Source organism: Acetobacter sp. P5B1 (genome assembly GCF_018811985.1).
Classification (GTDB): domain Bacteria; phylum Pseudomonadota; class Alphaproteobacteria; order Acetobacterales; family Acetobacteraceae; genus Acetobacter; species Acetobacter cerevisiae.
In genome coordinates this window covers 229,133-242,665 of record NZ_JACRVS010000002.1, presented here as the reverse complement: position 1 = coordinate 242,665, position 13,533 = coordinate 229,133, and the positions used below count along the sequence as shown (strand labels likewise).

The 13,533-nt window shown below is 57.2% G+C and carries 14 protein-coding genes; 11 read left to right on the top strand and 3 right to left on the bottom strand.

The window, feature by feature from the left end:
- Nucleotides 1-34: 34 nt before the first annotated feature.
- The 11 genes from KP703_RS02520 (at nt 35) to KP703_RS02470 (ending at nt 10,445) form a co-directional block, all read left to right on the top strand.
- Nucleotides 35-631 carry an aminodeoxychorismate/anthranilate synthase component II gene (locus KP703_RS02520; protein WP_215753706.1) on the top strand — a complete coding sequence of 199 codons (597 nt, stop codon included), beginning with the start codon at nt 35-37 and terminating at the stop codon, nt 629-631.
- A 1-nt stretch (nt 632) separates the two neighbouring features.
- Nucleotides 633-1,754 carry an anthranilate phosphoribosyltransferase gene (gene trpD / locus KP703_RS02515; RefSeq protein ID WP_215753705.1) on the top strand — a complete coding sequence of 374 codons (1,122 nt, stop codon included), beginning with the start codon at nt 633-635 and terminating at the stop codon, nt 1,752-1,754.
- Between the two features lie 2 nt (nt 1,755-1,756).
- The gene (gene trpC / locus KP703_RS02510) at nt 1,757-2,623 is read left to right on the top strand and encodes an indole-3-glycerol phosphate synthase TrpC (protein WP_215753704.1); all 867 of its coding nucleotides are present in this window, start codon (nt 1,757-1,759) and stop codon (nt 2,621-2,623) included.
- Nucleotide 2,624: 1 nt separating this feature from the next.
- Complete coding sequence (gene moaC, locus KP703_RS02505; protein WP_061503091.1) at nt 2,625-3,101, top strand: cyclic pyranopterin monophosphate synthase MoaC; 477 nt, start codon at nt 2,625-2,627, stop codon at nt 3,099-3,101.
- A gap of 128 nt (nt 3,102-3,229) precedes the next feature.
- Entirely contained in the window at nt 3,230-4,240 is a 1,011-nt protein-coding gene (pdhA, locus tag KP703_RS02500) for a pyruvate dehydrogenase (acetyl-transferring) E1 component subunit alpha (protein WP_062140313.1), read from the top strand.
- Between the two features lie 6 nt (nt 4,241-4,246).
- Nucleotides 4,247-5,614 (top strand): pyruvate dehydrogenase complex E1 component subunit beta, encoded by a 1,368-nt coding sequence (locus KP703_RS02495; RefSeq protein WP_215753703.1) that lies wholly within the window; start codon nt 4,247-4,249, stop codon nt 5,612-5,614.
- 10 nt (nt 5,615-5,624) lie between these two features.
- Nucleotides 5,625-6,878 (top strand): pyruvate dehydrogenase complex dihydrolipoamide acetyltransferase, encoded by a 1,254-nt coding sequence (locus KP703_RS02490; RefSeq protein ID WP_215753702.1) that lies wholly within the window; start codon nt 5,625-5,627, stop codon nt 6,876-6,878.
- 23 nt (nt 6,879-6,901) lie between these two features.
- Complete coding sequence (gene lpdA, locus KP703_RS02485; protein WP_215753701.1) at nt 6,902-8,311, top strand: dihydrolipoyl dehydrogenase; 1,410 nt, start codon at nt 6,902-6,904, stop codon at nt 8,309-8,311.
- Nucleotides 8,312-8,440: 129 nt separating this feature from the next.
- Complete coding sequence (gene lipA / locus KP703_RS02480; RefSeq protein ID WP_062140467.1) at nt 8,441-9,415, top strand: lipoyl synthase; 975 nt, start codon at nt 8,441-8,443, stop codon at nt 9,413-9,415.
- The gene (locus KP703_RS02475; RefSeq protein WP_215753700.1) at nt 9,415-9,891 is read left to right on the top strand and encodes a type II toxin-antitoxin system RatA family toxin; all 477 of its coding nucleotides are present in this window, start codon (nt 9,415-9,417) and stop codon (nt 9,889-9,891) included. The genes lipA and KP703_RS02475 overlap by 1 nt, the downstream gene beginning before the upstream one ends.
- 143 nt (nt 9,892-10,034) lie before the next feature.
- Entirely contained in the window at nt 10,035-10,445 is a 411-nt protein-coding gene (locus KP703_RS02470; protein ID WP_215753699.1) for a hypothetical protein, read from the top strand.
- A 104-nt stretch (nt 10,446-10,549) separates the two neighbouring features.
- Here the strand turns inward: KP703_RS02470 and KP703_RS02465 are convergent, their stop codons facing one another.
- The 3 genes from KP703_RS02465 to KP703_RS02455 are packed head-to-tail and all read right to left on the bottom strand — an operon-like array spanning nt 10,550 to nt 13,532.
- Entirely contained in the window at nt 10,550-11,065 is a 516-nt protein-coding gene (locus KP703_RS02465; protein ID WP_215753698.1) for a CinA family protein, read from the bottom strand.
- 5 nt (nt 11,066-11,070) lie between these two features.
- Nucleotides 11,071-11,559, bottom strand: a complete 489-nt coding sequence (locus KP703_RS02460; RefSeq protein ID WP_062140301.1) for a phosphatidylglycerophosphatase A — start codon at nt 11,557-11,559, stop codon at nt 11,071-11,073.
- A 2-nt stretch (nt 11,560-11,561) separates the two neighbouring features.
- On the bottom strand, nt 11,562-13,532 hold the full coding sequence (locus KP703_RS02455) for a lytic transglycosylase domain-containing protein (protein WP_215753697.1): 1,971 nt from the start codon (nt 13,530-13,532) through the stop codon (nt 11,562-11,564).
- Nucleotide 13,533: the final 1 nt, after the last annotated feature.

Here is a 13,533-nt window from a genome sequence, read left to right as displayed (position 1 = left end):
TGACCCGTGGGCCCCATAAGGTCATCATAAAACCATGATCCTTCTGATCGACAATTATGACAGCTTTACCTTCAATCTCGTCCATTATCTGGGTGAGCTGGGGGAGCGCTGTGATGTGCGCCGTAACGATTCTCTGACAGTAGAAGACGCCATGGCGCTCAAGCCGGAAGCAATCGTGCTCTCACCGGGCCCATGCTCTCCTAATGAAGCCGGGATCTGTTGTGACCTGATTGCAGCCGCTGCCGGAAAGATCCCTGTTTTTGGTGTGTGCCTTGGGCATCAGGCCATCGGGCAGGTTTTTGGCGCGCAGGTGGTGCGGGCTCCCACGCCCATGCACGGCAAGATCAGCCCGGTCTTTCATGATGGGAAGGACGTCTTTGTTGGCCTTCCCAATCCGTTCAACGCCACGCGGTATCATAGCCTGACGCTTGAACCGTCAAGCATTCCGGACAGTCTGGACGTTACTGCCTGGACGGAAGACGGCATCATCATGGGGGTCCGCCACAAGCAGCACCCTATTTCTGGCGTACAGTTTCACCCGGAGAGCATCGCATCCGAATACGGACACGATTTGCTGCGGAACTTCCTTCAGGAAGCACGTGCGTGGAACGAGAAGAAAACAGCGGCCTGACATGCCGGAGATCAAACCTTCCCCTTCGGAAAATCCGGACGCTTTTTTCACCACGATCCTGAACGCTCTGGCCCACGGCAAAACACTGACCAGTGCCGAGGCTGAGACAGCCTTCGGCATCATCATGGATGGCACCCTCCCTGCGGAGCGGGTCGCGGCTTTCCTGATGGCGCTACGTGTGCGGGGTGAAGATGCCGGGGAGGTTCTGGGCGCAGTTACTGCTTTAAGGCGCCGCATGATCCCGGTGCCACAGGTTCCGGCAGACACGATTGATGTCTGCGGAACAGGCGGCGATAATTATGGAACACTGAACGTCTCCACAGCCGTCGCTTTTGTGCTGGCCGCTCTGGGCGTGCCAGTAGCCAAACACGGTAACCGAGCCGTGTCTTCCCGCGCCGGTGCGTCTGATGTGCTCCAGGCTTTGGGCGTGCCCTTGGTGGCTGACCCGGCAGAGCTGTCTCGCCAATTAAACCTGCACAAACTTGTTTTCCTGGCTGCCCCCCATCATCACCCGGCCATGCGGCATGCAGCTCCGGTCAGAAAAGCGCTGGGTATTCGCACCCTGTTCAATCTGTTGGGGCCAATGGTCAATCCGGCCGGTGTAAAGCATCAGCTCATCGGCGTTTTTTCCGCTGAGTGGCTGAATCTGGTGGTTGATGTTCTGCATCGTCTCGGCTCGGAACGGGTCTGGGCCGTTTGTGGTCAGCCGGACGGGGAAACGCAGGGTATTGATGAACTGACACTGGCTGGCCCCACCCGTGTCGTCGCCCTTGAAAACGGTACCACGCACCCCCTTGTTGTACAGGCCGAAATGGCGGGGCTGCCTTATGCGCCGGTTTCCGCCATTCGGGGCGGGGATGCGACCCATAATGCGCAAGCACTGGAATCCTTGCTCCGTGGTGCCCATGGGGCTTATCGTGATACAGTTTTGCTGAACGTAGCCTGCGCCCTGCATGTGGCCGGACGGCGTTCCATCCTGAAGGGACTGCACATAGACCCTCAGGCCTTCAGAGAGTGCGTGGCCGATGTCAGTCGCGTGCTGGATAACGGTGCCGCCCTGGCGGTGCTCAATGGTTTGCGTACATCATCTTCTGGTACGCATGCTCAAGACATGACAGGATGATTATGAACGAAATACCCAATTCGTCCGCTGCCGGAAATTCTGACGTAGAGGCCGGTATTCAGGCAGACCATCTGCCGGATGTGCTCTCGCGGATCTGCGCGCGGACAAGAGTTGAGGTTGAGCACCGTTCAACCCTTGTATCTCTGAAAGAGATGATCGCCAAAGCGCAGGATGCGAAAGATGCTCCACGCGGCTTTGGGCGCGCTCTGAAGGAAAAGGCCGCTGACAGAACAGTCGGGCTGATTGCCGAAATCAAGAAAGCCTCTCCCTCAGCTGGCATCCTGCGTGAAGAGTTTGACCCGGCCCAGATTGCTGTAGGGTATGAGCAGGCGGGCGCTGCCTGCCTGTCCGTTCTGACGGAAAGCTCCTGCTTCCATGGCCAGAATGAAGACCTCCAGACAGCCCGTGCAGCGTGTTCCCTGCCGGTGCTGCGCAAGGACTTCATTCTTGACCCATGGCAGGTTTATGAAAGTCGCGCACTTGGGGCTGACTGCATCCTGATCATCATGTGCATCCTCACGGATGAAGAAGCTCTGGCTCTGGTGGATCACGCCAAAGGGCTGGACATGGATGTGCTGGTGGAAGTGCATGATGAAGACGAACTGAACCGTGCCCTCGCGCTCGATACGTTCCTGATCGGTATTAACAACCGCAATCTCAAGACGTTACAGACCGATATTGAGACAACAAAACGCCTCGCGCCGCTGGTGCCGCCGGACCGGATTATTGTCTCCGAGAGCGGCATCAAAACGCATGGCGATGTGATGTCTCTGGCTGAGATTGGGGTGACAGGTTTTCTGGTTGGGGAATCTCTGCTCCGTCAGCCTGACCCCGGTCAGGCCGCACGGGCTCTGCTGGGGTTTGCCTAACGTGTCTGAAAAGACGCTGACGCATCTCGATGCCTCCGGCCACGCTCACATGGTGGATATCTCGGAGAAGTCCGACACCCACCGGAAGGCTGTTGCAACGGGATCTATCCTGATGCGGCCAGAGACCCTGAACATGATTGTTTCAGGGACGATGCCAAAAGGGGACGTGCTGGCGACTGCCCGCATTGCCGGCATTATGGCGGCCAAGAAAACAGCGGATATTATCCCGCTTTGTCATCCACTGGCACTCAGCCGTGTATCGGTCGATCTGCTGCCGGCTGATGACAAGATCGAGATCACGGTCTCTGTTACAACAAAAGGAGCAACCGGCGTTGAAATGGAAGCGTTAACCGCAGTAAGTGCAGCGGCACTGACTTTGTACGACATGTGCAAGGCGGTAGATCGCGGCATGAGGATTGACGGGATCAGGCTCCTGCATAAAAGCGGGGGGCGGTCCGGCGACTATAATGCGGAGTAATTGATAGGATCATGCAGGATTGAAGACATAAACGACGCAAACTGCGGGTGGTTTCGTTTTTATAAATCCTGAATCCGCAAGACGAATTGTTCACAGTCACAGTTCTTAAACACCAAAAGGAAAAACCGATGGCGGCGGCGCAAGAAAATACAGCGCGTGTGGGAGGAAACGGCCCCTCCTTAACCCGTGAGCAGTTCATGGACGCATTTCATGAGATGCTGCTGATACGTCGGTTTGAAGAAAAAGCCGGGCAGCTTTACGGCATGGGGCTGATCGGCGGTTTTTGCCACCTGTATATCGGGCAGGAAGCCGTGGTGGTTGGCATCCAGATGACGCTTAAGGATGGTGACAAGCTCATCACCTCTTATCGTGACCACGGCCAGATGCTGGCTGCCGGGATGACCCCGCGTGGCGTGATGGCCGAGCTGACGGGGCGCGCCACCGGGTATTCCCACGGTAAGGGCGGCTCCATGCACATGTTCTCGCGTGAGAAGAATTTCTACGGTGGACACGGCATTGTCGGCGCGCAGGTGGCGCTGGGTATTGGTCTGGCTTTTGCCAACAAGTATCGCGAAACGGATGAAGTGTCCGTGGCCTACTTTGGGGATGGCGCTGCCAACCAGGGGCAGGTGTACGAAAGCTTCAACCTCGCGGCCCTTCATAAACTACCGTGCCTGTTCATTATTGAGAACAATCTTTACGGCATGGGGACCAGTGTGGAACGCGCCTCTGCGTCTCATGAACTCTGGCGGAATGGTGAGCCCTGGGGCATTCCGGGGAAGCGCGTAGATGGCATGGATATTGCCGCCGTGCATGAAGCCGCAGCAGAAGCCGTGGCGCATTGCCGGGCAGGCAAGGGGCCGTATCTGCTGGAGATGATGACCTATCGCTATCGCGGTCATTCCATGTCCGACCCGGCAAAATACCGTAAGCGTGAGGAAGTGGATCAGGTCCGCAAAACTCGTGATCCTATTGAACATGTGCGCCAGATTCTGCTGGACGCAGGTGTCAGTGAAGACAGCCTGCGCAAGATTGAAGATGACGTAAAAGCAACAGTGAACGATTCAGCTGAATTCGCGCAGACCAGCCCTGAGCCTGATCCTGCCGAGCTTTATACAGATGTGCTGCTAGAGGCGTAACGGATTATGGCGACAGACATTATAATGCCCGCTCTTTCTCCGACGATGACGGAAGGAGCGCTGGCGCGTTGGGTTAAAGCCGAAGGCGATGCCGTTGCTATTGGCGATGTGCTTGCTGAAATCGAAACCGACAAGGCAACCATGGAAGTGGAAGCCATCGAAAGCGGTATTCTGGGCCGTATTCTGGTGCCGGAAGGAACGCAGGATATTGCCGTTAATACGCCTATTGCCATTCTGGTTGCAGAAGGTGAGGCCGTTCCGGATGCGGCAGCGTCTGCCCCGGCAGCAGCACAACCAGCCACAACAACCGAAGAGCCTGCTGCACAGCCATCTGCTGTGCCCGCAACACCAGCAGCGGCTTCTTTGAGCGCTCCCGAGCCAGAAAAAGACTGGGGTCCGACAGCGGAAATCACCGTGCGTGAAGCTCTGCATGACGCCATGCAGGCTGAATTGCGCCGCGACCCGGACGTTTTCCTGATTGGGGAAGAAGTCGCGGAATATCAGGGCGCCTACAAAATTTCTCAGGGTTTGCTGGCTGAGTTTGGTGATAAGCGCGTGATTGACATGCCGATTACCGAACATGGCTTTACCGGCATGGCCGTTGGTGCAGCCCTGACGGGGCTTAGGCCAATTGTAGAGTTCATGACCATGAACTTCTCGATGCAAGCCATTGATCATATTATTAATTCCGCAGCCAAGACGCTATATATGTCTGGTGGCCAGATGGGTTGCCCCATTGTCTTCCGCGGCCCTAACGGCGCGGCAGCACGCGTTGGGGCACAGCACTCCCAGTGCTACGGCAGCTGGTATGCTCATGTTCCGGGCCTGAAAGTGGTCGCCCCCTGGTCATCCGCCGATGCCAAAGGGCTTCTCCGCGCCGCAATCCGGGACCCGAACCCCGTTATCGTGCTTGAGAATGAAATTCTCTACGGACGCAAATTCCCGTGCCCGGTGGATGAAGATTTTATCCTGCCCATCGGCAAGGCCAAGGTTGAGCGGGAAGGGCGGGATGTGACCATCGTGACTTTCTCCATCATGGTTACAACGGCACTGGAAGCCGCCGAAGCACTGGCTCAGCAGGGGATTGAGGCCGAAGTCATCAACCTGCGCAGCCTGCGTCCGCTGGATACGGCCACGATTGTGGAAAGCGTCAAGAAAACCAGCCGTCTCGTCACGCTGGAAGAAGGCTGGCCGTTTGCCGGCATTGGCGCGGAAGTCGCCATGCAGGTGATTGAGCATGCGTTTGACTGGCTGGATGCCCCGCCGGCACGAGTCACCGGCGTAGACGTTCCGATGCCGTTCGCCGCCAATCTGGAAAAGCTGGCCCTGCCGCAGCCCGAGCACGTGGTTGAAACCGTGCGTCGCCTGATCTGAGGAAAAAGAGATGGCTATAGAACTTCTTATGCCGGCCCTGTCCCCCACCATGACGGAAGGCACACTCGCCCGCTGGGTTAAGGCGGAAGGCGAAAAGGTTGCGATTGGCGACGTGATTGCCGAAATCGAAACTGACAAAGCGACCATGGAAGTGGAAGCCATTGAAGATGGCATCCTCGGCCGCATTCTGGTGCCGGAAGGCACGCACGAAATTGCGGTCAATACGCCGATTGCCATTATGGTTGCAGAAGGCGAGACCGTGCCGGAAGCCGGAGCAGTCAAACCCCAAAGCTCTGCGCCGCCTTCACCAGTTGCTCAGCCCGAAACGGCACCGCAGGGTTCGGCTCCCGCTTCTGCGCCAGCCACAACTCCTGCTGCACCAGTGGGGCAGGCCGCCACAGGCAAGCGAATTGTTGCGTCCCCACTGGCAAAGCGTGTTGCCAGCCAGAAAGGACTGGACCTTTCCCGCATTAAAGGGACCGGCCCGAATGGTCGCATCGTGCGCCGGGACGTGGACAACGCTGCGGCTCCGGTCACAGTTGCTGCCGTGGCAGAGGTTCCGGCCCCCACAAGCCGGACCGTCCCGCATTCCAGCATGCGCAAGGTCATTGCCCGTCGCCTGAGCGAAGCAAAAAGCACTATTCCGCACTTCTATGTCTCTGCCGATGTTGAACTGGATGCGCTGCTGGCTCTCCGCTCTCAGCTGAACGCAACATCCCCGGATGAAGGGCCTGACGCCTTTAAGCTGTCTGTTAATGACATGCTGGTCAAAGCCTCGGCCATCGCCCTCAAGCGGGTGCCGAACGTGAATGCGTCGTTTACTGATCAGGCGATGATCCTGCATGACAACGTGGATATTTCCATCGCTGTTTCCATTCCGGACGGCCTGATTACCCCCATCGTCAAGCATGTTGACCAGAAGAGCCTGAAGCAGATCAGTCAGGAAACCAAGGATCTGGTCAAACGGGCACGGGCGGGCAAGCTGAAACCGGAAGAGTTTCAGGGTGGCACGTTCTCCATTTCCAATATGGGCATGTTTGGCGTGCGTGACTTCTCCGCCATTATCAACCCGCCGCAGGCCGCTATTCTGGCCATTGCCGCAGGCAAAAAACAGCCTGTTGTGAAGGGAAATGAACTAGCCATTGCCACGGTCATGACGGTCACGCTTTCCGTTGACCATCGCGTGGTGGATGGTGCGGTTGCGGCAGAATGGCTCTCGGCCTTCCGGTCAGTGGTCGAATCTCCTCTGACACTTGTTCTTTAACATCGCGTTTGCAGGAAACGACCATGAGCGGAACCGATTTTGATATTATCATCGTGGGTGGCGGACCGGGTGGCTATGTTGCGGCGTTGCGGGCCGCACAACTCGGCCTTTCTGCCGCGGTGGTGGAAGCGAAGCATCTGGGTGGAATTTGCCTGAACTGGGGCTGTATCCCTACAAAGGCTCTTCTGCGCGCCTCTGAAATCAACCATCTTCTGCATGACCTCGGCACCTATGGGTTCAGTGCAGAAAAGGTGGGTTTTGATTTTTCGAAAATCATCGCCCGCTCCAGAGCGGTCTCCAGGCAGCTTTCAAATGGCGTCGCGCATCTGCTGAAAAAAGCCAAAGTTCCGGTTTTTGAAGGCTTTGGAAAGCTGGATGGCGTTACGGGCAGCAAGCGTAAAGTCCTGGTCACACCGGAAAAAGGCGCTCCCGTTACGCTGACGGCGAAGCACGTGATCCTTGCCACAGGCGCACGTGCCCGCGTCCTGCCGGGACTGGAACCCGATGGAAAATTGATCTGGTCGTACCGCGAGGCTCTGGTGCCGGACGCTCTCCCGCGCCGCCTGCTGGTGATCGGCTCAGGGGCCATTGGCAGCGAATTCGCCTCCTTCTACCGGAACATGGGGTCTGAGGTCACGCTGGTTGAGGTCGCGCCGCGTATCCTGCCTGTGGAAGATGAAGAGATCAGCGCACTGGCGCGCAAATCCTTTGCAAAACAGGGCATGCGGGTGCTGACCTGTGCCAAGGTCGGCACTCTCCGTAAATCCGATACGGATGTCACCGTGCCCGTTGAGGTCAACGGTAAGATCGAAGAGTTCACGGTCGATCGCGTGATCTCGGCAGTCGGGATTGTGGGGAACGTCGAGAAGATTGGTCTGGAAGGCACCAAGATCAAAACAGATCGCACGCATGTGGTCACGGATGCTCTGTGCCGCACGGGTGAACCCGGCGTGTATGCGATTGGTGATCTGGCTGGTGCTCCGTGGCTTGCGCACAAAGCGAGCCATGAGGCTGTGATGTGCGTAGACGCCATCGCAGGAAAGCAGGTGCATCCTATTGATATTACAAAAATTCCCGGATGCACCTATTGCCGTCCGCAGATTGCTTCTGTCGGCTATACGGAAGCCCGCGCCAAAGAGGCTGGCTACAAGGTTCGGGTGGGCAAATTCCCGCTGCTGGCCAATGGCAAGGCTCTGGCCATGGGCGAGCCGGATGGACTGGTGAAAACCGTCTTTGATGCCCAGACTGGTGAGCTTCTGGGAGCTCACATGATTGGGGCGGAAGTGACGGAAATGATTCAGGGTTATGTCATTGCCCGCACGGGAGAACTGACGGAAGCCGAACTGGCTGAAACCATCTTCCCGCATCCGACCATTTCTGAATCCATGCACGAAGCCGTGCTGGCTGCTTACGACGGCGCTCTGCACTTCTAGTCATAAAGCAGACGGCTGCTCTCGTGGGTGTGATGCCGTCTGATACGCCACCAGGAGCGTTCCTACCTTGACGCAGAGGTAAGAGCGTTCCAGTTCTTCTTAACCCGGAGTGTGGGAGCGGGCGATATCATGTCTACACGCGTCTTGATTGATCATCGGAAGGGCGGGGCAAGCAAAGTCCGTCATCCGGAAAAGGCACACCGGCCAGACAATCCGATTGCCCGCAAACCCGAATGGATCCGCGTTAAAGCCCCAACGCATCCTGTCTATCATGAGACACGCAAGCTGATGCGGGACAACCGTCTGGTGACGGTGTGTGAGGAAGCTGCGTGCCCCAATATTGGGGAATGCTGGTCCCAGCGCCATGCCACCATGATGATTATGGGGGAAATCTGCACACGTGCCTGTTCCTTCTGCAATGTGACCACAGGCCTGCCGCATGCTTTGGATGCGGATGAACCAGCCCGTGTGGCCGAAGCTGTCGCCAAGCTCGGTCTACGTCATGTGGTGATTACATCCGTGGATCGCGACGATCTGGAAGATGGCGGAGCCCGGCATTTCGCACGAGTCATTACGTCAATCCGGGACGCAGCGCCTGAGACGACCATTGAAATTCTTACACCTGATTTTTTACGCAAGAACAACGCATTAGAGATTGTTGTTGAAGCGCGACCTGACGTTTTCAACCACAATCTTGAAACAGTGCCACGTTTGTACCCAAGCATCCGTCCAGGGGCCCGTTACTACCAGTCCATGCGCCTGCTGGACCGCGTAAAACAGCTGGATGGCTCCATCTTCACCAAGTCCGGGCTGATGCTGGGGCTGGGGGAAGAAAGGATGGAAATCGCTCAGGTCATGGATGACCTGCGTATTGCAGATGTGGATTTTATTACGATGGGCCAGTATTTGCAGCCTACGGTGAAACACGCGGCGGTTGCCCGTTTTGTCACCCCCACTGAGTTTGAGGAGTATGGCGCCATGGCCCGCGTCAAAGGTTTTCTTCAGGTCAGTTCCAGCCCACTGACCCGTTCGTCCTATCATGCTGATGCTGATTTTGCTGAACTGCAGCAGACGCGCAATGCCCGTCTGGCGGGAGCGAACTGATGCCTAAACACGCAGAAAAGCGTGTTCTCGCGTATCGGGCCGATCAGATTTTTGATCTTGTTGCAGATGTTGGGCGCTACCCTGAGTTTCTGCCCTGGTGCGTTGCGGCGCGCGTTCGGACCCGCACAGCAACTGAACTGGTGGCGGATCTGACTGTCGGGTTTGGGCCGTTTCGGGAAAGTTTTACCTCCCGTGTCACGCTCAATCGACCTGACACCATTATGGTGCAGTATGAAAAGGGGCCGTTCCGATACCTCAAAAATATCTGGAAATTCACCCCCAATCCGCGTGGCTGCGTGGTAGAATTTTTTGTCGATTTTGAATTCCGCTCCCGCATCCTTCAGGCTGCTATCGGCGTTGTATTTGGGGAAGCCGTCCGCCTTATGGTCTCAGCTTTTCTGCGGCGCGCGCGTGAGGTTTACGGGCCACCAGAAACAGCCGCAACCTTGCCGGAAGAGCGTCCTGTTGCACAATAATTCTCAAGAAGAACGGTTTAGGTTAAACGCTCTAAAATACGCAGGGTGATTGTTACAGGCCGCAACTTTCTATAGATTACTAATCTGTTGGAAAGTTGCTTTTTGTAAAAGCAACTCAGCGTTTTGGATAAGGACTGATATTTATGAAAAAATTCTTTGCTGCTACAACGCTTGTTACTGCCACACTGGCTGCAAGCCCGGTTTTTGCTGCTACGCACCACGCACACAAACACACAGAACATTGCTCTGGTACAAAATGTGGTGCTGAAGCTAAAGCTGCAAATGGTGATGCCGCGACTGACGACCTGAACAACCAGAGCCTGTCCGCTGCACAGCGCGCCAATGCTCCGGCCTTTGCTGCTGCTCCGACTGCTCCGGTTGCTGCACCGGTTCCGGGCGCAACGGTTGCTGTTCCGGCGGCTGGCACGGGCGTTACGGTTCCGGCTGTTCCGGCTGCACCCACCATGCCGAACGTAACGGCTCCTGCAGTTCCGGCTGCACCCGCTGTTCCGACAGCAACTGTGCCGGCTAACGCTCCTGCTGCCGGTCAGTAAAAAGCGATAACACTCTGAAAATGCAGCTTAATCTGCAATAACGGCGTGTCGCAAAAGAGCGTCAGAGGGATATCCTTCTGACGCTTTTTTTGCATGATTGGCGCTTAATCCAGACGCTGCACCACAAGAGCAAGCGCATACAGAGCAGCCTGAGAGCGAACCGCTGTGCGATCCCCTTTGAAAATCCGGGCTTCCGCACGCACATCGCCACCTCGCACGGCTGTGCCAAACCAGACCAGTCCCACAGGTTTTTCTACTGAACCACCACCGGGACCGGCAATTCCGGAAATGGACACGGAATGTGTCGCATCCTGCGCGATGCCAAGCGCACCGCTCGCCATCTCTCTGACTGTTTCCGCACTCACAGCGCCAAATTGCTGTAATGTATCTGCCTGCACACCGAGAACTGACTGCTTCATACTGTTGGAATAGGTCACAAGACCGCCTTCGGTCACATCTGATGAGCCTGCGTGATGCGTCAACAGAGCGGCAACCAGCCCTCCTGTGCAACTTTCTGCCGTCACCAGTTTGGCTTCAGCCCGTCTGAGGGCTTCCAGCAGCGTCGCAGAACGCTGTATCAGTTCGGCAGAAAGATCTGAGGTCAGAAGGGATGCAGACATAGCGATCAGCCTTTAGAGGAGGGCAGGCGGCATGCCACAAGACGCGCAGCCTTGATGCAACCCGCAGCCATGACACCTGCAACCAGATCATCCCCCATAATGCCTGTTGCGCCATGCTTGCGGTCCAGATACCCGACGGGGCCGGGCTTTTTGATATCGAAGAGGCGGAAAAGGACAAAAGTCAGAACGGAGAGGCCGAGGCTTTTTCGGACGGAAGCAGGATCTTCCGCGTCTTCGGGCAGGCAGGCCAGTAGACTGACCCACATGCCCGCAACCTCATCAATCACAATCCAGCTGTGATCTTCGCCTTCTCCGGCACGGTCCGCTGCCCACCAGCCCGCGATGGAAACCACCCCAATTGCCCCAACTAACGCCTTCGGACGTTTGAGGAGAGGAAGCCCCAGTAGCAAAGCCGCTAAAGATCCCACAGTGCCCGGCGCGCGTGGTGCCAGACCACATCCGCCGAACGTTGCCAGAAAGCGAGACGGTGTCATGCTTATTTCCCCATAGCCGTATAAATCGTCATATTTTCCCACACGCGCTGGACGTAATTTCGGGTCTCAGAGAAGGGAATGCTCTCAATCCAGTCGATCATCTCATCCTGCGAGGCACCGCTGCGAGCCGGATCTCCGGCAGCCGTCAGCCAGCGTGAGAGACGGCCGGGACCACCGTTATAAGCGGCGGCCATGTAAGGCACGACGTTACCGAATTTATCTTGCAAATAAGACAGATAGGCCGCGCCCAGCGCCATATTATTTTCCGGATCATGCAAGCCTGATGCCGTCGCGGCAGAGGCCGGAACACCCGCTCTGCGCACCATATCCCCCGCTGTAGATGGCTTGAGCTGCATCAGGCCAATGGCATTGGATGAACTGATTGCATCAGGATTGAAGTTGCTTTCCTGACGAGACAGACCCAGCACCAGCCCGGACGGAAGCCCTGTGGCCGGGGGCGTATAGGGAGCAGGCCACCCAGAGTGGAGCAGGAACAGTCCATCCCGACCAACCTGACGCGACACCGAAACCGCCACATCAGGCAAATTCAGCCGCATAGCGAGATCACACAAGGCCAGCCGGTCGGACAGAGACACCAGTTGCTGACTGAGCAACATCAGGAAGTCCCGCGCATGCGGCTTATCACCCCAAGACACAAGCAATTGGGCCGCCTGAACCAGATCGCTCCCGGCAAGACGGCTGGCTGATGCCGCAGGGTCTCGTTCCGCCGTCAGAGCTTTGACTATGGAAGGCGGGATATGGTCGGGGGCCAGCAGCGTGGTTTCATTCCCAGCCAGTTTGGCTGCTGCCATCTGACCGTAAAACGTTCCGGGATAGCTCGCAGCTTTCTGCCAGTCGGCCTGCGCAGATGCGTTATCCTGTGCCGCCAGACGGGCCCGCCCAAGCCAGTAAAACCCGCGACTTTTGGTGATAAGCGCAGAAGAGTCAGCCAGTGGCTTAAAAAAAACATCCGCCTGCGTCGGATTGTGCAGTTTTTGCAGCGCAATCCATCCACTCAGAAACTCTGCATCCAGACGGGTCGCTCCGGTGACGGTGGTATCATTCGCCAGAAACAGAGCGTCCTCATTCTGTCCGGCCTGCACCAGTTCACGCGCCAGCGCATCGCGCTCCCGCCAGAAGGCTGGATGACGCGCCCTGGCTTCAGCCTGCACACCCGCAGACTTCCAGAGTGCCGCGGCATCCGTGTCGCGCTTCTGGGCCCGCAGCCAGCGGAGATGGTCCAGAATGAGGTAAGGATCTGTAGCCTCAGAGGCGGCCAGGGCGGCTGCTAATGCTTCGGCACTGGCGTCATTAGCCCGAAAGGCCAGTCGGGCCTGAGCCTGCTTCTGCCGGATAGCACTAAGGTAAGGCACCGTCTGGCGTGCTGCTACCAGCAATCCGGCCTTTTCCTCCCGGTTAAACCGCAGCCAGGAGGCTTCCTGCGTCAGCGCCTGAGGAAACGCACCCGACAAGGCCGATGCCGCTGTGGAAGCATCATTGCCATTCATCCAAGCCTGCTTTGCCTCTGCGGCAAGATGACTTGAAAGCCCGGAATTCGACGCGCCGACCTGAACCGCACACTGCGCCAGTGCAGGGCCGTAGGTCAGTGTTTGCGCACAAAGTCGCCCCAGAACCGCAGGGTCGGTCTCCTTAGCCAGAGCCTGCTGCATACGGGACTGCAGAAGCTGCCAGCGCGGCCAGACGGGGCGGGTTTTCAGAAAGTCCGCATACTCTTGTGCACTGGCATGCGATGAGCCGACCAGACTGAGCCAGACGGTCAGACGATCAGAGACTGAGCCAGAAACGCCAGCCTGTGAGGGAGACGTAGCCACGGGCTGGGGGAGCGCCTCAGCGGGCGAAGACGAGGCTGTGGGCGTTGCCGTTTCCGGGGGAGCCGAACACGCACTTAAAAGTAGAACAGCCAGCGGCAGAACTGCCTGCCGACGCCATGCGGAAGAATGTAAAACTGACATT